The organism is Xanthobacter sp. AM11 (assembly GCF_047444035.1).
Lineage (GTDB): Bacteria > Pseudomonadota > Alphaproteobacteria > Rhizobiales > Xanthobacteraceae > Xanthobacter.
On record NZ_JBLAOA010000001.1, the window covers coordinates 882,945 to 904,174 of the forward strand.

Annotated in this window: 19 protein-coding genes; 8 read left to right on the forward strand and 11 right to left on the reverse strand. The window is 68.9% G+C overall.

The annotated features are described in order from the left end of the window. The first annotated feature begins 2 nt into the window (after positions 1-2). From ACI7BZ_RS04210 to ACI7BZ_RS04220, 3 genes are read left to right on the forward strand one after another with little or no spacing between them, the layout of a single operon-like run. On the forward strand, positions 3-824 hold the full coding sequence (locus ACI7BZ_RS04210) for a (Fe-S)-binding protein (RefSeq protein WP_414115944.1): 822 nt from the start codon (positions 3-5) through the stop codon (positions 822-824). Then, positions 821-2,293, forward strand: a complete 1,473-nt coding sequence (locus ACI7BZ_RS04215; RefSeq protein WP_414115945.1) for a LutB/LldF family L-lactate oxidation iron-sulfur protein — start codon at positions 821-823, stop codon at positions 2,291-2,293. Before ACI7BZ_RS04210 ends, ACI7BZ_RS04215 begins: the two co-directional genes overlap by 4 nt. Further along, on the forward strand, positions 2,290-3,009 hold the full coding sequence (locus ACI7BZ_RS04220) for a LutC/YkgG family protein (protein ID WP_414115946.1): 720 nt from the start codon (positions 2,290-2,292) through the stop codon (positions 3,007-3,009). Before ACI7BZ_RS04215 ends, ACI7BZ_RS04220 begins: the two co-directional genes overlap by 4 nt. Before the next feature lie 3 nt (positions 3,010-3,012). Here ACI7BZ_RS04220 and ACI7BZ_RS04225 read toward each other — a convergent pair whose 3' ends face one another. Further along, complete coding sequence (locus tag ACI7BZ_RS04225) at positions 3,013-3,153, reverse strand: hypothetical protein (RefSeq protein WP_414115947.1); 141 nt, start codon at positions 3,151-3,153, stop codon at positions 3,013-3,015. Positions 3,154-3,559: 406 nt separating this feature from the next. Between ACI7BZ_RS04225 and ACI7BZ_RS04230 the strand changes: the two genes are divergently transcribed. Beyond that, the gene (locus tag ACI7BZ_RS04230; RefSeq protein WP_414115948.1) at positions 3,560-4,264 is read left to right on the forward strand and encodes a thioesterase domain-containing protein; all 705 of its coding nucleotides are present in this window, start codon (positions 3,560-3,562) and stop codon (positions 4,262-4,264) included. Between the two features lie 235 nt (positions 4,265-4,499). Here the strand turns inward: ACI7BZ_RS04230 and ACI7BZ_RS04235 are convergent, their stop codons facing one another. The 3 genes from ACI7BZ_RS04235 to ACI7BZ_RS04245 form a co-directional block, all read right to left on the reverse strand. Then, positions 4,500-4,808 (reverse strand): branched-chain amino acid transport AzlD family protein, encoded by a 309-nt coding sequence (locus ACI7BZ_RS04235; protein ID WP_414115949.1) that lies wholly within the window; start codon positions 4,806-4,808, stop codon positions 4,500-4,502. Next, positions 4,795-5,505, reverse strand: a complete 711-nt coding sequence (locus tag ACI7BZ_RS04240; RefSeq protein ID WP_414115950.1) for an AzlC family ABC transporter permease — start codon at positions 5,503-5,505, stop codon at positions 4,795-4,797. The genes ACI7BZ_RS04235 and ACI7BZ_RS04240 overlap by 14 nt, the downstream gene beginning before the upstream one ends. A gap of 105 nt (positions 5,506-5,610) precedes the next feature. After that, entirely contained in the window at positions 5,611-6,558 is a 948-nt protein-coding gene (locus ACI7BZ_RS04245) for a LysR family transcriptional regulator (RefSeq protein ID WP_414115951.1), read from the reverse strand. Positions 6,559-6,708: 150 nt separating this feature from the next. Between ACI7BZ_RS04245 and ACI7BZ_RS04250 the strand changes: the two genes are divergently transcribed. The 4 genes from ACI7BZ_RS04250 (at position 6,709) to thiE (ending at position 11,879) form a co-directional block, all read left to right on the forward strand. After that, a complete protein-coding gene (locus ACI7BZ_RS04250; RefSeq protein ID WP_414115952.1) occupies positions 6,709-8,217 on the forward strand; it encodes an FAD-linked oxidase C-terminal domain-containing protein in 1,509 nt (502 codons plus the stop codon). A gap of 36 nt (positions 8,218-8,253) precedes the next feature. Further along, positions 8,254-9,477, forward strand: coding sequence for a glycolate oxidase subunit GlcE (gene glcE / locus ACI7BZ_RS04255; RefSeq protein ID WP_414115953.1), 1,224 nt, complete (start codon positions 8,254-8,256; stop codon positions 9,475-9,477). A gap of 49 nt (positions 9,478-9,526) precedes the next feature. Then, on the forward strand, positions 9,527-10,846 hold the full coding sequence (gene glcF / locus ACI7BZ_RS04260; protein ID WP_414115954.1) for a glycolate oxidase subunit GlcF: 1,320 nt from the start codon (positions 9,527-9,529) through the stop codon (positions 10,844-10,846). A 382-nt stretch (positions 10,847-11,228) separates the two neighbouring features. Beyond that, a complete protein-coding gene (thiE, locus tag ACI7BZ_RS04265; protein WP_414115955.1) occupies positions 11,229-11,879 on the forward strand; it encodes a thiamine phosphate synthase in 651 nt (216 codons plus the stop codon). Between the two features lie 185 nt (positions 11,880-12,064). Here the strand turns inward: thiE and ACI7BZ_RS04270 are convergent, their stop codons facing one another. The 7 genes from ACI7BZ_RS04270 to ACI7BZ_RS04300 all read right to left on the reverse strand — a co-directional run bounded on the left by ACI7BZ_RS04270 (position 12,065) and on the right by ACI7BZ_RS04300 (position 20,715). After that, the gene (locus tag ACI7BZ_RS04270) at positions 12,065-13,309 is read right to left on the reverse strand and encodes a phenylacetate--CoA ligase family protein (protein WP_414115956.1); all 1,245 of its coding nucleotides are present in this window, start codon (positions 13,307-13,309) and stop codon (positions 12,065-12,067) included. A 134-nt stretch (positions 13,310-13,443) separates the two neighbouring features. Next, positions 13,444-14,280 carry an ABC transporter ATP-binding protein gene (locus tag ACI7BZ_RS04275; RefSeq protein WP_414115957.1) on the reverse strand — a complete coding sequence of 279 codons (837 nt, stop codon included), beginning with the start codon at positions 14,278-14,280 and terminating at the stop codon, positions 13,444-13,446. A gap of 128 nt (positions 14,281-14,408) precedes the next feature. Continuing rightward, entirely contained in the window at positions 14,409-15,689 is a 1,281-nt protein-coding gene (locus tag ACI7BZ_RS04280; RefSeq protein ID WP_414115958.1) for an ABC transporter substrate-binding protein, read from the reverse strand. A gap of 66 nt (positions 15,690-15,755) precedes the next feature. Then, complete coding sequence (locus ACI7BZ_RS04285) at positions 15,756-16,826, reverse strand: branched-chain amino acid ABC transporter permease (RefSeq protein WP_414115959.1); 1,071 nt, start codon at positions 16,824-16,826, stop codon at positions 15,756-15,758. Positions 16,827-16,830: 4 nt separating this feature from the next. Beyond that, a complete protein-coding gene (locus ACI7BZ_RS04290; RefSeq protein WP_414115960.1) occupies positions 16,831-17,724 on the reverse strand; it encodes a branched-chain amino acid ABC transporter permease in 894 nt (297 codons plus the stop codon). 160 nt (positions 17,725-17,884) lie between these two features. Next, a complete protein-coding gene (locus tag ACI7BZ_RS04295) occupies positions 17,885-19,834 on the reverse strand; it encodes an AMP-binding protein (protein WP_414115961.1) in 1,950 nt (649 codons plus the stop codon). 8 nt (positions 19,835-19,842) lie between these two features. Next, a complete protein-coding gene (locus ACI7BZ_RS04300; protein ID WP_414115962.1) occupies positions 19,843-20,715 on the reverse strand; it encodes an ABC transporter ATP-binding protein in 873 nt (290 codons plus the stop codon). Positions 20,716-21,230: the final 515 nt, after the last annotated feature.

The following is a 21,230-nucleotide window of genomic DNA, read 5'->3' on the forward strand; positions in this document are numbered from 1 at the left end:
CCATGACCGTCCAGCCGTCGTTCGATGCGGTGCCCCACCCGCCGCGGGTGGGCCTGTTCTGCACCTGTCTCGTGGACACCATCCGCCCCTCCGTGGGCTTCGCCGCGGCGACCCTGCTGGAGCAGGCCGGCTGCGAGGTGGACGTTCCGCGCCAGACCTGCTGCGGCCAGCCCGCCTTCAATTCCGGCGACCGCGCCACCACCCGCGCCCTGGCGGAGCAGGTGATCACGGCGTTCGAGAATTTCGATTATGTGGTGGTGCCCTCCGGCTCCTGCGCCGGCATGATCAAGACCCATTATCCCGAGCTGTTCGCCGGCGAGCCGGATTTCACCCTGCGGGTCGCCCGCTTCTGCGCCAAGGTCTACGAGCTGGTCTCGTTCCTGGTGGACGTACGCGGCCTCTCGGGCGTGGACGCTGCCTATGCCGGCACCGCCACCTACCATGACAGCTGCTCCGGCCTGCGGGAGCTGGGGGTGAAGGCGCAGCCGCGCCGGCTGCTCGCCACGGTGGAGGGGCTGAACCTGGTGGAGATGCAGGACGCAGACACCTGCTGCGGCTTCGGCGGCACCTTCTGCGTGAAGTACCCGGACATCTCCAACGCCATCGTCGAGAAGAAGGCCGCGAACATCGTCGCCACCGGTGCCGACACCCTGCTGGCCGGCGACCTCGGCTGCCTCATGAACATGGCGGGCAAGCTGCAGCGCCAGGGCCACCGCGTGGCCGTGCGCCACGTGGCCGAGGTGCTGGCCGGCATGGGTGCCGACGCCGCCATCGGCGAAGCGCCCGCCGCAGCGACCGGACGCACCCGGGGGGACCGGACGTGAGCGTCGATATCACCTCCCCCCGCTTCAAGGACAATGCCCGGCACGCCCTCGCCGACGCGCCGCTGCAGGCCGCCCTCTCCAAGGTCGGCCCCGGCTTCATCGGCAAGCGCGCGGCGGCGGCGGCGAAGCTGCCGGAATTCGAAGCCCTGCGCGACTCGGCGCGGGACATCAAGAACCACACGCTGGCCCACCTCGACCTCTATCTGGAGCGCTACGAGGCCAGGGTGAAGGAGGCCGGCGGCCACGTGCATTTCGCCGTGGACGCCGCCGAGGCGCGCGACATCATCACCGCCATCTGCAAGCGCCTCGGCGCGCGCACGGTGACCAAGGGCAAGAGCATGATCTCCGAGGAGATCGGCCTCAACGACCACCTCGACGCCGCCGGCATCGTGCCGGTGGAAACCGACCTCGGCGAATATCTCATCCAGATCCGCGGCGAGGCGCCCTCCCACATCATCGCCCCCGCCATCCACCTCAACAAGGAGCAGGTGGAAGAGGATTTCCGCCGGGTGCACGCCCATCTGCCGCCGGAGCGCAACCTCTCCGAGCCCACGGCATTGCTGGCCGAGGCGCGGGGCGAGCTGCGCCAGAAGTTCCTGGCGGCGGACGTGGGCATCACCGGCGCCAATTTCCTGGTGGCGGAGACGGGAACCTCCATCATCGTCACCAACGAGGGCAATGGCGACCTCACCCAGACCCTGCCCAAGGCCCATATCGTGCTCGCATCGCTGGAAAAGCTGGTGCCGACGCTGGAGGATGTGAGCCAGCTGCTGCGCGTGCTCGCCCGCTCCGCCACCGGGCAGGAGATGAGCGTCTACACCACCTTCTCCACCGGCCCGCGCCGGGCGGACGACGTGGACGGGCCAGGCGAATATCACGTGGTGATCCTCGACAACGGCCGTTCGGGGATGCTCGGCGGCGAGCTGCGCGAGATGCTGCGCTGCATCCGCTGCGGCGCCTGCATGAACCATTGCCCGGTCTACCATGCGGTGGGCGGCCACGCTTACGGCTGGGTCTATCCCGGCCCCATGGGCGCGGTGCTCACGCCCTCGCTGATCGGCATCGAGAAGGGCGCGAACCTGCCCAACGCCTCCACCTTCTGCGGCCGCTGCGAGGAGGTGTGCCCGGTGCGCATTCCCCTGCCCAAGCTCATGCGGCACTGGCGGGAGAAGGAATTCGAGCGCCACCTGACCCCGGCGCCGCAGCGCTACGGCCTGGCGGTATGGGGCTTCTTCGCCCGGCGCGGCTGGCTCTACCGGCCGGCGACGCGCCTTGCCATGGCGGCGCTGGCCTTCGCCGGGCGGCGCAAGGGGCGCTTCGCGTCGCTGCCGCTGGCGGGCGGCTGGACGCGGCATCGCGCCTTCCCCGCCCCGCAGGGCGACACCTTCCAGGCCCAGTGGCGCGCCCGCAAGGCGGCGGAAGCGGAACGCCGCGCCGCCGCGGCCGGCAGCACGGGAGACGCCCGATGACCTCTTCCCGCGATGTGGTGTTTGCCTCGGTGCGCCGGGCGCTGGGCGTCTCCTCCACCGAAGCGCCGCGCCGCCAGGAGGTGTCCGACCGGCTCGCCGGCCACCCGCGCGGGCTGGTGCCCGCCCGCGCACAAATTCCGGCGGCCGCGCGCATCACCCTGTTCAAGGACATGGTGGCGGCGGCGGCGGCCAGCATCGACCATCTGCCCGCGGCCGCGTCCGTGCCCTCGGCCGTTGCCGCCTATCTGCGCGGGCGCAACCTGCCCATGACCATCCTGCGCGGCGCGGACCCGCGACTCGCCGCCTTGCCCTGGGAGCAGGAGCCCAATCTTGACGTGTGGATCGGCGCCTCGGACGGCCGCCAGCTTGCCGGCCTGTCCCACGCCTTCGCCGGCGTCGCCGAATCCGGCACGCTGGTGATGCTTTCCGGCCCCGACAATCCCAGCACCCTCAACCTGCTGCCCGACCACCATCTGGTGGTGGTGGACGCCGGCGACGTGGCGGCGGACTACGAAACCGTGTGGGGGCGCATCCGGGACGCCTATGGCGCGGGACTCATGCCGCGGACGGTGAACTGGATCACCGGCCCGTCGCGCTCGGCCGATATCGAGCAGACGCTGCTGCTAGGCGCCCATGGCCCGCGCAGCCTGCATGTGCTCCTCGTCGGCGGCACCCAGGCGGGCGAAACACAGGCGGGCGAAAGGCCTGCGGGCTGACCCTCAGTCCGGCTGGCCGCGCGCCCAGATGCCCACCGCGATTCCCACGGGGAGCGTGGCGAAGACGGTGGCGGCAACCGAGAGGTAGCCGCCCAGCAGCAGGCCCATGAGGGCGCCGGACAGCGCGGAGAGCGCCGCCACCATGAGCACTCCGCCCGGCGGCCGTGCGAGCGGCGCTTCAGGCGGCTTGCGCTGCCGGGGCGGGAGGTCGTCGTCCGATTTGAAGGTCAGGTTGCACAACGGCAAGAGCGCGGGCGCGATACTGTCTCGCAAGACCATGCGCTGAGCCCGGACCACGGATACCTCCTTTGCCACGGCCAAGAAGTACCACAAGCGCCCGGCATTGCAACCAGAGCGGGACCGCGGGTTACAGAACACCGTCCCATCGCACTGGATTATCCTGATACCGTGCCGCCGATGATGCAGAAGCGCAACGGGCCTGTGGAAAATGCGCCCCCGGCCCTGCGTTCCTGCGCCGGGAAACCAATCCGCAGTTGCCCGGGGCGCAATTTGACGGCAGAACTCGGCAAGGATCAGGGACGGTGAGACAATGAAGTCTGGCTTGCGCGTCATTGCGGTGCTGCTCGCAGCCCTCGTGGTAGTTTGTGCCGGGAAGCCGGCTGCGGCCCAGCAGTCCCGCGGCCATGTCTACCTCCTGCGCGGCCTTGCCAACGTGTTCTCCCTAGGCATGGACGACCTGGCGACCAAGCTGAGCTCGCGCGGCGTGGTGGCCACCGTGCACGAATACGGGCAGTGGCAGTCCCTCGCCGATGCCGCCGCCGCGGAAAGCCGCGCCAACGGCAATGCGCCCATCATCATCGTCGGCCATTCCCTCGGGGCCGACGCCGCCATCGAGATGGCCCAGCGCCTCACCGCCCTTGGAACCTCGGCGCGTCTGGTGGTGACCTTCGACCCGGTGGGTGTCACCTCGGTGGGGCCGGCGGCGGGCTATTTCATCAATTACTACCAGTCCAACAACGGCTACGGAAAGCGCCTCGCCAGCGGGCCCGGCTTCCGCGGCAACCTGGTGAACCGCAACCTCAACGCCATCGGCTCCATCGATCATTTCAACATCGAGAAGTCGCCGCGGCTGCATGAGGAAGTCATCGCCCAGGTGCGTTCCGTCACCGCGCCGAAGCCCAAGCCGAAGCCCAAGCCGGCCCCGGCCGCCCCCGCCGAGCCCGGAATGCCGGCCTCCGCGCCCGCGGCGCCCTCCGGCACCCAGGCCGCAGCCAAGCCCGGCGCGCCGGGCTGACCGCGCCCCCGCGCCACGGCTGAGACGCCCGCCAAGGTCCGTGCCAAGGTTCCCCTCCCTGGTTCCCCGCGAAGGTTCACCGCCAAGGTGGCCAGTCAGGATTGCCCGCAAGGGCGAACAGCGGGGCAGCACGGGTATGCGGACGCCAAGCTGAAGCGCCCCGGGCGGCTCTGGCTGTCTCCGGTTCCGCCTCTTGCGTCTGCCCCGCCCCGGCCGGCCGCGAGAGCGGTCCGCCTCAGAAGCCCAGCAGCCGCACCATTGCCGCCACCGCCATCGCCGCCACCACCGCCGCGAAATCGCTGCGGGTGAGCCGCGTCGCCACCAGCGCGGCCAGCAGGCCCAGCAGCATGGCGGCATCCCCGTGAACCACGCCCGGCGCCAGAAGCGCCACCAGCACCGCCCCCGGCAGGCAATCCAGCACGCGCCGCACCCGCGGGGTGACCGGAATGAGCCGCATCAGCAGGAAGCCGGCGGTGCGGTTGAATGCGGTGGCCCCCGCCATCACGCAGATGGCGGCGAGGGTGCCGGCGTCAACGTCCATCATCGGTGAACCCGCCTGCAAACGCGCCGGCCAGGGCGCCGATGACGATGAACCACCAGCCCGGCAGCACGAACGACACGGCGATGGACACCGCCGCGGCAACGCCCCAGCCCACCGCCTCCCGCCGCCCCTTCCAGTTGGGCAGCAGCATGGCGACGAAGAAGGCCGGCACCACCAGGTCGATGCCGATGGCTTTCGGATCGGGAATGCCGCCGCCGATGATGTGCCCGGCCATGGTGGCGAGCACCCACACCACCCAGGTGAGAAAGCCCGAGCCCACGAAATAGCCGGCATCATCGCCGCCCTCGGCGTGGTAGCGCAGGGAGGCCGCCCAATTGTTGTCGGCCAGCAGCAGCAGGGCACAATAGGATTGCCATGCGGGCAGCGGCCCCAGCCAGGGGCGCAAGGCGGCGGCCATCAGCACATGGCGCATGTTCACCGTGAAGGTGAGGAAGCCGAGGGCCACCAGCGTCGCCGCGCTCCAGTGCTGCGTCCAGCCCTCCAGCGCCACCATCTGGGCAAGGCCGGCAAACACCAGCGCGCTGGAAAGGCTGGCCTCGGCGAAGGAAAAGCCCTTCTGCACCGACGCCGCGCCGAACGCCATGCCGAAGGCGGCGATGCCCGGCATCAGCGGCAGCATGGCGCGGGCGCCCTGAAGGCAGCCGGAAAGGGTGAGGGGAACGGGGCGGAGCTTCGTCATGCGGGGCTGTGAAAAGGAGGCCGTGCGGCGAGGAGGGAACGTTCTGCCGGGTGCTTATGGCCGCTGCGGCGGCGCGCGCCAACCCGATTCCGGTCGTCTCATACCTCAGGCCGCCTGCTGCTGGTCGAACAGATGGGACAAGCCCTCGTCCCAGGGGGGCACCCCGCCGTGCCCCTGGCCATAGAGGGCGGCGAGGTGGTCGATGAACACCCGCACCTTCTGCGGCAGGAAGCGGCGGGAGGGGTAGACCGCGAACAGCCCCACGCGGTGGGAGGCGCGCCAGCGCGGCAGCACCACCTTCAGCGCGCCGGAGCGCAGTTCCGGCCCCACATCCCAGGTGGAGCGCAGGGCGATGCCAACGGAGGCGAGCACCGCCTCGCGCACCACCTCGTTGGAATTGGTGCGCAGCTGGGAATGCACCCGCAGCGTCACCGGCCCGTCCGGCCCCTCCAGCCGCCACGGGTCCTGCCCGTGGGTGGCGAGCAGCACATGGCCGGACAGTTCGGAAATGCGCTGGGGCTCCCCCGCCCGCGCCAGATAGTCGGGCGTGGCGCACAGCACCCGGTGAACCGTGGCGAGGCGGCGGGCCACCAGGCTCGAATCGTCAAGGTCGGCGATGCGCACCGCCACGTCGAACCCCTCGCCCACGATGTCCACGAAGGAATCGGAAAGCTCCAGGTCGATGGTAAGGTCGGGGTTGGCGGCCATCAGCGGCCGCAGGTGGGGCGCGATGTGCAGGCGCCCGAACGAGGTGGGGGCGGACACCCGCAGCAGCCCGCGGGCCTCGGTGGACTTGCGGGCCAGCTGGCTCTCGGCCTCCTCGATGGCGGCGAGGATGGCCACCACCCGCTCATAGAAGCCCTGCCCGGCCTCGGTGAGCGTCACCTTGCGGGTGGTGCGCTGGAACAGCCGGGCCCCGAGCCGCTCCTCCAGCCGCTGCACCCGCTTGGAGACCACCGGCGGCGAGAGCCCCAGCTCGCGCCCCGCCGCCGAAAGGCTGCCGGCGGTGACGATGCGCGCAAAGATTTCAAGATCGCCCAGATTGCCGATCATGCCCCGGGTTCCGACCCCTCGCCGGCCATTGGCAGCCGCTTGTTTTGGTTTCCAAACTCACTTTATCCGGCAGAGAAATAATCTGCGACGGTTTTTCCGGCTGAACCGATTATAGTCGCTCCAACAAGAATGGTCTCAAGGGACGCCACAATGACGGGAACAGCTCCGGGCCTCAGGCTGCCGGAAGCGGATGGGCGGGTTCTCGCCCGCAGGCAGGCGATCATCGCCGACCTCAAGGCCCTCGTGCCGGGAGAAGGCGTCATCTCCCATGAGCGGGAGATGCGGCCCTACGAGTCCGATGCCCTCACCGCCTACCGGCAGCTGCCCCTCGTCGTGGTGCTGCCGAGCACCACCGCCCAGGTGGCGGCGGTGCTGAAATATTGCCACGACAACGCCATCCGCGTGGTGCCCCGGGGCGCGGGAACCTCCCTCTCCGGCGGGGCGCTGCCCCTGTCGGATGCCGTGCTGCTCGGCATGGGCAAGTTCAGCCGCATCCTGGAGATCGACACCGCCAACCGCTGCGCCGTGGTGCAGCCGGGGGTCACCAATCTCGGCATCTCCCGGGCGGTGGAGCATCTGGGCTTTTATTATGCGCCCGATCCCTCCTCGCAGATCGCCTGCACCATCGGCGGCAATGTGGCGGAGAATTCCGGCGGCGTGCACTGCCTGAAATACGGGCTGACCACCAACAACGTGCTGGGGGTGGAGCTGGCGCTCATCACCGGCGAGATCGTCCGCCTCGGCGGCAAGCACCTGGATGCCGGCGGGCTCGACCTGCTCTCGGTCATCATCGGCTCGGAAGGGCTGCTGGGCGTCGTCACGGAAGTGACGGTCCGCCTCTTGAAGAAGCCGGACACGGCGCGGGCGGTGCTGGTGGGCTTTTCCACCTCCGAGGATGCCGGCGAATGCGTGAAGCGCATCATCGCCGCCGGCATCATTCCCGCCGCCATCGAGATGATGGACCGCGACGCCATCGCCGCGGCCGAGGCCTTCGTGAACGTGGGCTACCCGCTGGACGTGGAGGCCCTGCTCATCGTCGAGCTGGACGGGCCGCAGGCCGAATGCGCCCACCTCCTCGGCGAGGTGACCGCCATTGCCGACGCCTGCAACGCCGCCACCCGGCGCGTCTCCACCAGCGAGGCCGAGCGGCTCGGCTTCTGGGCCGGGCGCAAGGCGGCCTTCCCGGCGGTGGGGCGCCTCTCGCCCGACTATCTGTGCATGGACGGCACCATCCCGCGCAAAGAGCTACCCTTCGTACTGTCGCGCATGCGGGAGCTGTCGGCGCAATACGGCCTGCGCGTGGCCAACGTGTTCCATGCCGGCGACGGCAACCTGCACCCGCTCATCCTCTACGATGCCAACAAGCCGGGCGAGCTCGACGCCGCCGAGGCCTTCGGCGCCGACATCCTGCGCCTGTGCGTGGAGGTGGGCGGCGTGCTCACCGGCGAGCACGGGGTGGGCGTGGAGAAGCGCGACCTCATGCCCACCATGTTCAACGAGGTGGACCTGGCCCAGCAGCAGCGCCTGAAATGCGCCTTCGACGCGCAGAACCTCCTCAACCCCGGCAAGGTCTTCCCCACCCTCCATCGCTGCGCCGAGCTCGGCCGCATGCATGTGAGCGGGGGCGCCCTGCCCTTCCCGGATTTGCCGCGCTTCTGACGCGTGCGGTCCCAGGCCCCGAGCGAAAGCCATCCGATGAGCGACATCATCGCAGCACGCGACGAGGCGGATGTGGCGGACGCCGTCCGCACCGCCCTCGGCGCCGGCAAGACCCTGGACATCACCGGCCACGGCTCCATGCGCGCCCTCGGGCGGCCGAGCCAGACCGACACCACCCTCGACCTCTCGCGCCTTAGCGGCATCACCCTCTACGAGCCGGAAGAACTGGTGCTGTCGGCCCGGGCCGGCACGCCGCGCGCCGACATCGAGCAGATGCTGGCGAACTGCGGCCAGATGCTCGCCTTCGAGCCCATGGACCTTGGCCCCCTGCTGGGCCGGGGCCCGCAGGACGGCGCCGCCCGCGGCACCCTGGGCGGCCTGTTCGCCGTCAACCTCTCCGGCCCGCGCCGCATCAGCCACGGCGCGGCACGCGACCATGCGCTGGGCATCAAGGCCGTTTCGGGCCGCGGCGAGCCGTTCAAGTCCGGCGGGCGGGTGGTGAAGAACGTCACCGGCTACGACCTGCCGCGCCTCATGGCCGGGGCCTTCGGCACCCTTGCGGTGCTCACCGAGGTCACCCTGAAGGTGCTGCCGCGCCCACCCATGGAAGAAACCCTGTTCGTCCCCGTGGCCACGCCGGACGCCGCCGCGGCGGCGCTGTCCACCGCGATGGGCTCCTCCTGCGAGGTCTCCGGCGCGGCCTACCTGCCGGCCGGCGTGGCCGGGCGGCTGCCGGGCCTTTCCGGCGCGCCGTCCGGGGTGGCGCTGCGGCTGGAGGGGGTGGAGCCGTCGGTCCATGCCCGGCGCGCCATGCTCGGCGCGGTGCTGGCGCCGTTCGGCGCGGCGCAGGGCATGGAGACGGCGGCGTCCCGCGCCCTGTGGCAGGCGGTGCGCGATGTCATCCCCTTCTGCGGCGCGGGCGAGCAGGCGGTGTGGCGCATCTCCACCGCCCCCACCGCCGGCCCCGCCCTCGCGGCGCGGCTGTGCGCCGAACTGGGCGCACAGGCCTATTGCGACTGGGCCGGCGGGCTCGTCTGGCTCCGCCTGCCGGGCGAGGCCGCCCATGGGGAAGCCGTGCGCGCCGCGCTGGCGCCCCTCGGCGGCCATGCCACGCTGATCCGCGCCAGCGCCGCCGAGCGCGCCCGCACGGAGGTGTTCCAGCCTCTCGACGGGGCGCTGGCGGCGCTGATGAAGCGGGTGAAGGAGAGCTTCGACCCCGGCCTGGTGCTCAACCCCGGCCGCATGCATGCGGGGATGTGAGATGGCGCCCGCACCCCTCCCCCTTTCCGCTTTTCAGGGCTGAGCGACCATGCAGACCCATTTCTCCCTCGCCCAGCTCGCCGATCCGCACATCCAGGAGGCGGACAAGATCCTGCGGGCCTGCGTGCATTGCGGCTTCTGCACCGCCACCTGCCCCACCTATGTGCTGCTGGGGGACGAGCTGGACAGCCCGCGCGGGCGCATCTACCTCATCAAGGACATGCTGGAGAACGACCGCCCGGCCACCGCCGAGGAGGTCAAGCATATCGACCGCTGCCTCTCCTGCCTGTCGTGCATGTCCACCTGCCCGTCGGGGGTGAACTACATGCACCTGGTGGACCAGGCCCGTGTCCACATCGAGAAGACCTATGCGCGCCCCCTCCCCGACCGGGTGATCCGAACCCTGCTGGCAAAGGTGCTGCCCTATCCCGGCCGCTTCCGCCTCGCCCTCGCGGGGGCGCTGGCGGGCCGGCCGTTCGCCGGCCTTCTCGCCCGGGTGCCGGCCCTGAAGCCCCTTGCGGCCATGCTGCGCCTGGCCCCCGGCCTGCCGGGCGGGCGGGCGGAGGCGGAGGCGCCGGGGGTGCACCGGGCGCAGGGGCCGCGCCGGGCGCGGGTAGCCTTGCTGCGCGGCTGCGCCCAGCCGGTGCTGAACCCGGCCATCGACGCCGCCGCCATCCGCCTGCTCACCCGCCTGGGCGTGGAGGTGGTGCGGGTGGCGGGGGAGGGCTGCTGCGGCGCCCTGGTGCACCACATGGGGCGGGAAGAGGAGGCCCTCGCCTTCGCCCGCACCAATGTGGACGCCTGGACCCGGGAAATGGCGGGCGAGGGCCTCGACGCCATCCTCGTCACCACCTCGGGCTGCGGTACGCCCATCAAGGACTATGGCCACATGCTGCGGCTGGACCCGGCCTATGTGGACAAGGCGGCGCGGGTTTCCGCCATCACCCGCGACATCAGCGAGTTCCTCGCCACCCTCGGCCTGCCGGCCGCGCCCGCACCCATGGGCCGGCGGGTGGCCTACCACGCCGCCTGCTCGCTGCAGCATGGGCAGAAGGTGAAGGGGCCGCCGGTGGACCTGCTGCGCCGCGCCGGATTCGAGGTGGCGGAACCCTTCGACGCGCATCTGTGCTGCGGCTCCGCCGGCACCTACAACATGCTGCAGAGCGAGCTGGCGGACCAGCTGAAGGCCCGCAAGGTGGCGACGCTGGAGGCGCTGAAGCCGGACATCATCGCCGCCGGCAACATCGGCTGCATGACGCAGATCGGCTCGGGAACCGGCGTTCCCGTGGTGCATACGGTGGAATTGTTGGACTGGGCCACCGGCGGCCCGCCACCGGCCGGCCTTGCCGGGCCGGCGCAGGCGGCGTGACGATCCTTGCCCGCCCGGAAAAGGTGTTGGAGCGCGATCCGAGCAAATTGAATCCATCTGCTTGGTGAATCGCCCTCTAACTTAAGGATAGAGAACGCGTCATCCGATCAGCTTGCGATGCAAGCCGATCGGCGCGGGCTCTAAACTCAAGAAAAAGCGCGCGCCGGGGGCGGGCGTGTCGTTTCGGCGGGCGCCGCGGTAATTTCGTGCCGACTGCCCGTGACCGCGACCCATGGGCTCTGGTCAATTCCCCACGGCGCCTGAGCGGACCCGCCTGGCACCGGTCAGGCACCAAGATGGTATAAGGCGGCACGGACGACGCCGCGCTCAACGCTTCACCGCCGCCCGCGCGGCGATCACGCCACAGGATTCAGGACCCGCCATGCCCCTTCCCTTCGACCTCAGCCTCTATCTCGTCACCGATCCCCGGCTTGTCGCCGCCCGCGGGCTCCTGGCGACGGTGGAGGCGGCGGTGAAAGGCGGCGTCGGCGTGGTACAGCTGCGGGACCCGCAGGCCCACGGCCGGGTGCTGGTGGAGCAGGCGCGGGCGCTCAAGGCCCTGCTGGTGCCCCTCGGCATCGCCCTGATCATCAATGACCGGGTGGACGTGGCGGTGGCGGCCGATGCGGACGGCGTGCATCTCGGGCAGGACGACATGGCGCCGGCCGACGCGCGCGCGCTCCTCGGGCCGGGCCGCATCCTCGGCCTTTCCGTGGGCAGCCCGGCGGAATTCGCCGCATCGGACCTGTCGGGCGTGGATTATCTCGGCGTCGGCCCGGTGAAGGCCACCGGCACCAAGGCCGATGCGGGCTCGGCCATCGGCGCCGAAGGTGTCGCAGCCATCCGCGGCCTGACACGCCTGCCGCTGGTGGGCATCGGCGGCATCGACGCCGCTTTGGCGGGGGAGGTGATCCGCGCCGGCGCGGACGGGGTGGCGGTGGTTTCCGCCATCTGCGGCGCGCCCGACCCGCAGGCGGCCGCCCGCGCCCTGAAGGCAGCCATCGCGGCGGCCCGCGGCGCCGCCCCGCTTTAATCCCAACGGCTTGCGAGCATTGCGCAGGGTCCCTTGGTCAAGCCCGCGCGGCGCTTGAGCGAAGTCGTTCGACACCGCTCAAAGACCGGGGCCGATGGCGCAACACCCTGCCCCCACAGGGGGAATGGGCGCTCCGGCGCCGCTTTCGTCGAACGCAGGCGAAGCCCCGGCGCCGGGCCGGAGCCTCACACCGGCCGCCGGTCCTCGATGGTCTTGGCGTCGCCGGGCAGCGTGCCCGGCGCCAGCACAGCGAGGCGCCCGCGCAGCTTGGTGGCGGCGCGCAGGTCGTCCAGCAGCGCCTCCTGGGAGAGGGCCGCAGCGTCCGCCACCTCCACCTCCAGCAGCATGTCGTCCGCATCGCCCTGCCGGTCCACCACCAGGCGGGCCTTCGCCACGGCGGGATGCTTCTTCACCGCCGCCGTCACCTGCACCGGATGCACGAACATACCGCGGATCTTGGTTATCTGGTCGGCCCGGCCCATCCAGCCCTTGAGGCGGATGTTGGTGCGCCCGCAGGGGCTGAGGCCGGGCAGCACGGCGGAAAGGTCGCCCGTGGCGAAGCGCACGAGGGGATAATCCGCCTCGAACAGGGTGACCACCACCTCGCCCACCTCGCCTACCGTCTCCACCGGATCGCCGGTGCCCGGGCGCAGGATCTCCACAAGGCAGCCCTCGTCCACGATCATGCCGTCTTCCGCCTCGCTCTCATAGGCGACGAGGCCGAGGTCCGCCGTGCCGTAGCACTGGCGGGCGGTGATGCCGGCGGCCTTCAGCTCGGCCCGGTGGGCGGGAAGGAAGGCCTCCCCGGTCACCAGCGCCTTCTTCAGGGAGGAGATGTCGGCGCCGGTCTCGCGCGCCTTGTCCACCAGGATCTTCAGGAAGGAGGGGGTGCCGCCGTAGCCGTCCGGGCGGATGTCGGCGATGGCGCGCAGCTGCAGGTCGGTCTGGCCGACGCCGGCGGGCACCACCGCGCAGCCCAGGGCATGGGCGCCGCCCTCGATCATGGAGCCGGCCGGGGTCAGGTGGTAGGAAAACGAATTGTGCACCACCTCGCCGGCCCGGAAGCCGGCGGCGAACAGGGCGCGGGCGAAGCGCCAGTAGTCCGCGCCATGGCCCTCGGGATCGTAGATGGGGCCGGGCGACATGAAGATGCGGGACAGCTTGCCCGGCGGCGTCGCATTCAGCCCGCCGAACGGATAGCGCCGCGGCTGGATCTCCACGAGGTCCGACTTGCGGGTGACCGGCAGCTGCGCCAGCGCCGCCCGGCTGGTCACCGCCTGCGGGTCCACAGTCTTGAACACTTCGGCGAAGTAGGGCGACTTCGCCTTGGCGTGCCCCACCTGGGCGGCGAGCGCCGCCATCAGCGCGGCCTCGCGGGCCTCGGCGTCGCGGGTTTCGCTTGCATCATAATGGCGGTTCGGATCGGTCATGGTGTCTTCCTGTCCCGCGGCCCGTGAGCGTTGGCCATGGGCTGCTGGTCACGCCCGCGCGGCGTTTGAGCGAACCCGCCTGGCGCCGGTCAGCGACCGGAGCCGACGGTATCACGCAGCCTGTAACGGCCCGATCACAACCAGCGCTTGCGGCGCTTGAAGCTCTTGAGGTTCTTGAAGCTCTTGCGTTCCTCGCCGCCGCCCTGGCCGAGGTAGAATTCCTTCACGTCCTCGTTGGTCTGCAGCATCTCGGCAGTGCCGTCGAGCACGATCTTGCCCTGCTCCATGATGTAGCCGTAGTCGGCCACAGAAAGCGCCACCCGGGCATTCTGCTCCACCAGGAGAATGGTGACGCCCAGCTCCTGGTTGAGCTTCTTGATGATGCCGAACACTTCCTTCACCAGGAGCGGGGAGAGGCCCATGGACGGCTCGTCCATGAGGATGAGCTTGGGGCGGGCCATCATGGCACGGCCGATGGCCAGCATCTGCTGCTCGCCGCCGGAGAGATAGCCGGCCAGCCCGGTGCGCTCCCGCAGCCGCGGGAAGAAGGCATAGACGCGCTCGATGTCGCTCTTCACCTCATTGTCGCGCCGGGTGAAGGCGCCGAGGCGCAGGTTTTCCAATACCGTCATGTCGGAGACGATCCTGCGCCCCTCCATGACCTGGAAGATGCCCCGGCGCACGATCCTGTCCGGCTCGATGCCGTTGATCTTCTCGCCGAGGAAGGTGACGTCGCCGCGGGTGATTTCCCCGTCCTCGGTCTTCAGCAGGCCGGAAATGGCCTTGAGCGTGGTGGACTTGCCCGCGCCGTTGGAGCCGAGCAGCGCCACGATCTTGCCCTTCGGCACCTTCAGCGAGAGGCCGCGCAGCACCAGGATGACGTCGTTGTACACCACCTCGATATTGTCCACCGAAAGCAGCGGCGGGGCGGTCTCGGGGGCGGTTTCGAACTTCAGTGCGGCCTCTGCCATGGCGTTTTCATCCTCGTCACACCGTCATGCCCGGCCTTGTGCCGGACATCCCCGTCGCACCGCAGGCGCAGAACCCGCGCATCAGCCCACGGCCGGGACGTGCCCGGCCGTGATGCCTGACGAAAGGCTCACCAGCCCTGCAGCTCGGTCTTGCGCGGCAGGTCGATGGTGGCGACCTTCTCGAGCTTGATGGTGCCGGCCTTCACCAGATCGGCCATCGAGGCGTCGGTGGGCCCGCTCACCACCGAGCGGTAGAGGTCCACACGGGTGGTGGGGCGGTGGTCGGTAGCGGTCCAGGTGGAGGGGTTGCAGACGCCCTCGGCGCCCTTCGGCACCCAGTCCTTCTTCTGGTACATGCCGTCGCGGGTCTTCACGCCGGTCACGCCGCCGTTCTTGTCCGCCCACTCCATGGCTTCCTTCATGTAGAGGGCGGTGCAGACCGCGGCGAGATAATGCACCGGACGGTAGGCCGTGCCGGAGGCATCGGACATCTTGGAGATGTCCTTCAGGGTCGCCATGCCGGGGGCGCTGCCGGACCAGGTGACGGCCGTGCGCACCGGGAAGACGACGCCGTTCGCCGCCTCGCCGGCGGCCTTCATGGCGTTCTCGTCCATGCCCCAGACGTTGCCGAGGAACTGCACGTCAACACCGGCGGTCTTGCAGGCCTTCAGCACGGAGATGTTGGAGCCGGCGGTGTTGCCGAGATAGGCATAGTTGGCGCCGGACTGCTTCAGCGTCAGGCACTGGGGGGTGTAGTCGCCGGGGGTGAGGGCGAAGGTGATGGGGTCGAGCACCTCGAAGCCGAGCGACTTGGCGTATTCGGCGGCCGCCTCCTTGGGGGAGTTGGGATAGGGGTGGTTGGCGCCCATGTGCACCCATTTGGGCTTGCCGGGCTTGCCCTTGGCCTTCCAGTCATCGGCGGCCCACTGCACCATGGCGCGGGCGGCGTCGGAATAGGACGGGCCATAGAAGAAGTTGAACGGCGCGGCGCGCTCGCTCTTGGCGTTCACCTTGCCCTTGGGATCGGTCAGGGAGGCGGAATAGGAGGCGGAGAAATAAGGAATCTCCTCCTTCGTCACCATGCCGACGAGAGCTTCGGTATCGGCGGTGCCCCAGCCCTGGATGGCCACCACTTTCTCCGAGCCCACCCACTTCTTGAAGGCGGCCAGAGCGCGGGGCACCTGATAGCCATATTCATTGAAATCGGAATTGATCTTCTTGCCGTTCACGCCGCCGTTGGCGTTGATCCAGGCGATGGTGTCCTGGATGCCCTGACCATAGGGCTGGCCCACGTCCGAGGTGCCGCCGGAATAATCGGCCAGATGGCCGATGTTGATGGACTGGGCCATGGCCGGCGCAGCGGCGCACAGGGCCAGCGCCGAGACGAGGGAAAGGGTGGTCTTCTTCATCTGGGGTCTCCTCGGGTTTCCTCGGGGTGCCGGGCGGTTCTGCGTCGCCTCGGCGGTGGGTCGGCGTCAGTAGGAGAAGGGGTAGAGCTTCCAGTAGGCCTTGATGAGGCGCCAGCGGTGGGCGAGGCCGTCCGGCTCGAAGATGAGGAACAGGATGATGGTGGCACCGATCAGCATCTCGCGCATGTAGGTGATGCCGTCCTTCAGGTGCAGCGCCTGGTCGATGGCGCTGCCGGAAAGGGCGCTCGCCAGCCATCCGGTCGCCTCGGGCAACAGCACCATGAAGATGGTGCCCATGAGCGAGCCCATGATGGAGCCGAGCCCGCCGATGATGATCATACCGAGGAACTGGATGGAGAACAGGATGTCCAGTCCTTCCACCGACATGAAGCCCACATAATGGGCATAGAGCGCCCCGCCGATGCCGGCGTAGAAGGACGAGATGCCGAAGGCCATGGTGCGGTACTTGGTGAGGTTCACGCCCATCATCTCGGCGGAGAGATAATGGTCGCGCACCGCGATCAGCGCCCGCCCGTCCCGCGAGCGCATCAGGTTGGTGGCGCCGAGATACATGACCACCACGAAGAACAGCACGACGTAGAAGTATTTGTCGTCGCCCGACAGGTCGTAGCCGAACAGGGTGAAGGGCGCGGCCATGGCGCCGTGGGTGCCCCCCGTGAACCATTCCGCCCGCACGAAGAAATCCTGCAGGATGAACTGCGCCGCCAGGGTGGCGATGGCCAGGTAGAGCCCCTTCACCCGCGCCGCGGGCAGGCCGAACAGCAGGCCCACCGCGGTGGTCCACAGGCCCGCCAGGACGATGGCGATGGGCACCGGCACGCCCTTGTTGGCCAGATAGGCCGAGGCGAAGCCGCCGAAGCCGAAGAACACCGCGTGGCCGATGGAGATCTGCCCCGAGAAGCCCACCAGGATGTTCAGCCCCAGCGCCGCGATGCCCAAATAGCCGATCTGGATCATCAGGCTCAGCGCGTAGCGCGAGAAGAAGAACGGGGCGAAGCACAGCGCCACCACCGCGGCGACGCAGAACAGCATGGTGAGCCGCGTCGCAAAGACGGTCTGGTCGGCCCGGTAGCTTGAGCGATAGTCCCCGCAGGGGCGCATGCTGACGATGGCCATGTCCTCAGACCCTCTCGATGTCGCGGGTGCCGAACAGCCCGTAGGGCTTGATCATCAAAATGATGATGAGCGCGTAGAAGGGGATGATCTCGTAGAGATTGCCCCACTTCAGATACTGGCTGTCCACATACTGGCCCACATTCTCCAGGAGCCCCACGATGAGCCCGCCCACCACCGCGCCGAACACGCTGTCGAGGCCGCCCAGGATCACCGCCGGAAACACCTTGATGCCGAAGTAGGAGAGGGCCGAAGACACGCCGTTGACGATGCCCACCACCACGCCGGCGACCGCCGAGACCGCCGCCGAGATGCCCCAGGACAGCGCGAACACCTGCCGCACCGAAATGCCGAGCGACTGCGCCACCTGCTGGGAGAAGGCCGTGGCCCGCATGGCGAGGCCGAGGCGCGAATATTTGAAGAACCAGGCAAATCCCGCCATGATGGCAAGACTTACCCCCGTGGACATGAGATAGGCCGTCTGCACCTGCAGCCCGAGGACGTTCACCTGCGCCACCGGGAAGATGGGCGGGAACGGCTGGGCGAAGGTGCCGAACATCCACTTCATCAGCGCCTGGAAGAAGATGCTGAGGCCGATGGTGACCATGATCACCGAGATGATCGGTTCGCCGATGAGCGGGCGCAGCACCACCATCTGCACGGCGATGCCGAACACCATCATGAAGCACACGGCGATGAGGAAGCCCCAGAAGAAGGGGATGTTCCACGCCGTGAGCAGCCACCAGCAGGTCCAGGCGCCGATGAGCAGGAATTCGCCCTGGGCGAAGTTCACCACCTGCGAGGCCTTGTAGATGAGCACGAAGCACATGCCCACCACGCCATAGAGCGTGCCGATGATGAGCCCGTTGATGATGAGCTGGAGGAGGAGATGGGATTGCATCAGATGCTCCCGATAGAAGCCCTCTCCCGCTTGCGGGAGAGGGTTGGGAGGGGGAAGGGGTGGCAGCGGGCGGCGTTCGGGCGCGGGGCGGGCAGCCCCCTCCCCATCCCTCCCCCGCAAGCGGGAGAGGGAGCAGGCCGGCGATTGCGGAACGCACCCATCACGCCGCCCTCCTCTTGCCGTCGTCCTTCACCGGCGCCGGAGCGCCGAGGTCGATCACGTCGAGCTTGGTCTTGATGCGCTGGCGCGTGCCGTCCTGGAAGGTGATGGTGGTGTCCACGTCGATCACCTTCTCACCCGCATACATGGCGTCGATGATGGTGCCGTAGCGCTCGTTGATGACGCCGCGGCGCACCTTGCGGGTGCGGGTCAGTTCGCCGTCGTCGGCATCCAGTTCCTTGTAGAGGAGGAGGAAGCGGCCGATGCGCTGCTTTTCCGCCAGCGTCCGGTTCACCGCCTCCACCTCCTTGCGCAGAAGCGCGATGACCTCGGGCCGCGCCGAGAGGTCCGTATAGGTGGTGAACGAGATGCGGTTCTTCTCCGCCCATTTGGAGACAATGGAGAAGCGGATGCACAGCAAGGCGGCAAGGCTGTCCCGGGCGTCGCCCAGAACCACCGCCTCGGCCACATAAGGCGAGAACTTCAGCTTGTTCTCGATATATTGGGGCGAGAAGCGATCGCCGTGGGAGGTCCGCGCCATGTCGCGGATGCGGTCGATGACGACGAGATGGCCCTTGGGATTGAAGTAGCCGGCATCGCCCGTGCGCATCCAGCCCTCTTCCGCGAAGGACTTCTTCGTCTCCTCCTCGTTGCGGAAGTAGCCGGTGAACATGTTGGCATGGCGCGTCACCACCTCGCCCAGCCCGTTGGGGTCCGGGTCGTCGATGCGCAGCTCCACGCCCGCGAAGGGCACGCCGACCGTGTCGAAATCCACGTCGTCGCCCTTGTGCAGCGTGTAGGCGCCGAGCAGCTCGGTCTGGCCGTAGAGCTGGCGCATGGGCACGCCGAGGGCGAGGAAGAAGCGGAAGGTGTCCGGCCCCAGCGCCGCGCCGCCGGTGGCGGCGGACTTGAGGTTGGAAAAGCCGAGGCGGTCGCGCAGGGCGCGGAACAGGATGAAGTCCGCCAGAGGCGAGCGCCGGCCCTGGTCCAGCGCCTTGAGGCCGAGCTTCAGGCCCAGGTCGAACATACCCCGCTTGAAGGCGGAGGAATCCATCATGCGCGAGCGCACGTCGGCGGCGATCTGCTCCCACACCCGCGGGGCGAACAGGACGAAGGAGGGGCCGATCTCGCGCATGTCGGCCATGAGCGTCTCCTGCTCCTCCACGAAGTTCACCTTCATGCGGGAGATGAGCGCCTGGCCGAAGGCGTAGATCTGCTCCATGATCCAGGGCATCTGCAGCACGCTGACATATTCGTCGTCGGCGGTGCGCGGGTCCATGTCCAGATAGGCGCGGCAGTGGCGCAGCAGCGCACCGCCGGTGAGCATGGCGAGCTTGGGATGGGAGGTGGTGCCGGAGGTGGTGCACAGGATGGCGATGTCGTCGCCCCTGCCCTGCGCCACCAGGCGGTCGTAGGCGCCGGCATCGCGCGCCCACACCTCGGCGCCGCGCCTTTCCAGCTCCTTCAGGGAGATCAGGCGCGGGTCGTCATATTTGCGGATGCCGCGCGGGTCGGCATAGACGATGTGCCGGACGGTGGGGATCTTGTCCTCCAGCGACAGCAGCTTGTCCACCTGCTCCTCGTCCTCGGCGAAGACGACGGCCACGTCGGCATAGGTGACGAGATAGGCCACCTCGTCGGCCAGCGCGTCCCGGTAGATGCCCAGGGACAGGCCGCCCACCGCATGGGTGGCAATCTCCCCCATGAGCCATTCGGGACGGTTGTCGCCGAGCAGCCCCACCACGTCGCCCCGGGCGACCCCGAGCGCGGTGAGCCCGAGAGAGATGTTGCGCACCCGCTCGGCCACTTGGCCGAAGGTGTAGGAAATCCAGATGCCGAGGTCCTTCTCGCGCAGCCAGACCGTATCCGCGTGGTTGCGGGCGTGGAGCGCCAGGAGCTTCGGCAGGGTATCGTGGACGGTCACGTCCGGGTAGGCGAGGGAGGTTGCCATCATCAGCCTCACGCGCTCGCGGCGACGACAGCCGCCTCTTCTTCGAGGAGGGGGTCCTCCTCGCCCAGATAGGCCTTGCGCACATGGGGATCGGCCAGCACCTCGGCCGGCTCGCCCTCCACCAGCTTGCGGCCGAAGTCGAGCACCATCACCCGGTGGGAGATGTCCATCACCACCCCCATGTCGTGCTCGATCATGATGATGGTCATGCCCCACTCCTCGTTGAGATCGACGATGTAGCGGGCCATGTCCTCCTTCTCTTCAAGGTTCATGCCCGCCATGGGCTCGTCGAGGAGGATGAGTTTCGGCTCCAGCGCCACCGCGCGGGCCAGCTCCACGCGTTTGCGCAGGCCGTAGGAGAGGGTGCCGGCGGTGGCCTTGCGCACATGCTGGATGTCGAGGAAGTCGATCACCTCCTCCACCTTGCGGCGATGCTCCAGCTCTTCCTTCTGGGCGCCGCCGATCCAGTAGAGCGCGCCGGTTAGGAAGTTGTTCTTCAGGAGGTGGTGGCGGCCGACCATGATGTTGTCGAGCACGCTCATGTGGCTGAACAGGGCGAGGTTCTGGAAGGTCCGCCCGATGCCGATGGCCGCCCGCCGGTTGGGCTTCAGCTTCGTGACGTCCTGCCCGCCGAAGACGACCCGCCCTTCGCTGGGCGTATAGCGGCCCGAAATGCAGTTGAGCATCGAGGTCTTGCCGGCCCCGTTGGGGCCGATGATGGAGAAGAGTTCGCCGGGGCGCACATGAAAGCTCACGCTGGTGAGCGCTTTCAAGCCGCCGAACCGCAGCGAGATGTTCTCGACGCTCAATAGCGCACGGCCCGCATCGGCACGCGCGTCCGCAGCGGCCTGCGGAGCCACCTGAGTGGTGCTCAAGCCCATCCCTCCCTCTGTTCGGGAGGATCGGGATCGCTGCCCGCCCTCCCCTTCTCGGCGCCCCGCATGATGCGGCTGGCTCGGCGCCCTTGCCCGGTCGTTCCGCCGGGTTTCAGGAAACAATCAAGCGTTCTTTTTTATTCTGGTCAAGCGACATTTCGTATCGCGACAGGCAGCTCTTGCGCGGAGACATCGCCGCCCGCCCCCTGGATCGAGGGCGTTCCCAGCGCGGCCTGCCTGATCGACACAATGCCTTTTCTCTTTGCGCACATCCATTAATAATCGCGCACTTTCAATGTGCGCAAATCCTCATATGCCCAGGCGCGCCGCGGAGCGGAGCACCTTCACCGATTTAAAAACAATCAAGCGTTCTTTTTTATTCTGGCCAAGCAGCAGGCCTTGGCGCAGGATCGCCTTGCGTCGCGGGCAAGGCCGGCTCAAACTCTGGCCTCCTCCCCCGCCGGATCTGTGATCCGTCCCACACGGTTCCGGCCGGCCCCCGTGGCTGGCCCCAGCAACAT

Coding starts and splice junctions, on each gene's coding strand:
- ACI7BZ_RS04290 (WP_414115960.1), bottom strand. CDS start 17,724: ATGCAATCCCATCTCCTCCTCCAGCTCATCATCAACGGGCTCATCATC.
- ACI7BZ_RS04225 (WP_414115947.1), bottom strand. CDS start 3,153: ATGGTGGCGGCGCTCTCCGCGCTGTCCGGCGCCCTCATGGGCCTGCTG.
- ACI7BZ_RS04275 (WP_414115957.1), bottom strand. CDS start 14,280: ATGGCAGAGGCCGCACTGAAGTTCGAAACCGCCCCCGAGACCGCCCCG.
- ACI7BZ_RS04250 (WP_414115952.1), top strand. CDS start 6,709: ATGACGGGAACAGCTCCGGGCCTCAGGCTGCCGGAAGCGGATGGGCGG.
- ACI7BZ_RS04295 (WP_414115961.1), bottom strand. CDS start 19,834: ATGGCAACCTCCCTCGCCTACCCGGACGTGACCGTCCACGATACCCTG.
- ACI7BZ_RS04235 (WP_414115949.1), bottom strand. CDS start 4,808: ATGATGGACGTTGACGCCGGCACCCTCGCCGCCATCTGCGTGATGGCG.
- ACI7BZ_RS04245 (WP_414115951.1), bottom strand. CDS start 6,558: ATGATCGGCAATCTGGGCGATCTTGAAATCTTTGCGCGCATCGTCACC.
- ACI7BZ_RS04210 (WP_414115944.1), top strand. CDS start 3: ATGACCGTCCAGCCGTCGTTCGATGCGGTGCCCCACCCGCCGCGGGTG.
- ACI7BZ_RS04270 (WP_414115956.1), bottom strand. CDS start 13,309: ATGACCGATCCGAACCGCCATTATGATGCAAGCGAAACCCGCGACGCC.
- ACI7BZ_RS04220 (WP_414115946.1), top strand. CDS start 2,290: ATGACCTCTTCCCGCGATGTGGTGTTTGCCTCGGTGCGCCGGGCGCTG.
- glcF (WP_414115954.1), top strand. CDS start 9,527: ATGCAGACCCATTTCTCCCTCGCCCAGCTCGCCGATCCGCACATCCAG.
- ACI7BZ_RS04300 (WP_414115962.1), bottom strand. CDS start 20,715: ATGGGCTTGAGCACCACTCAGGTGGCTCCGCAGGCCGCTGCGGACGCG.
- glcE (WP_414115953.1), top strand. CDS start 8,254: ATGAGCGACATCATCGCAGCACGCGACGAGGCGGATGTGGCGGACGCC.
- ACI7BZ_RS04285 (WP_414115959.1), bottom strand. CDS start 16,826: ATGGCCATCGTCAGCATGCGCCCCTGCGGGGACTATCGCTCAAGCTAC.
- thiE (WP_414115955.1), top strand. CDS start 11,229: ATGCCCCTTCCCTTCGACCTCAGCCTCTATCTCGTCACCGATCCCCGG.
- ACI7BZ_RS04230 (WP_414115948.1), top strand. CDS start 3,560: ATGAAGTCTGGCTTGCGCGTCATTGCGGTGCTGCTCGCAGCCCTCGTG.
- ACI7BZ_RS04240 (WP_414115950.1), bottom strand. CDS start 5,505: ATGACGAAGCTCCGCCCCGTTCCCCTCACCCTTTCCGGCTGCCTTCAG.
- ACI7BZ_RS04280 (WP_414115958.1), bottom strand. CDS start 15,689: ATGAAGAAGACCACCCTTTCCCTCGTCTCGGCGCTGGCCCTGTGCGCC.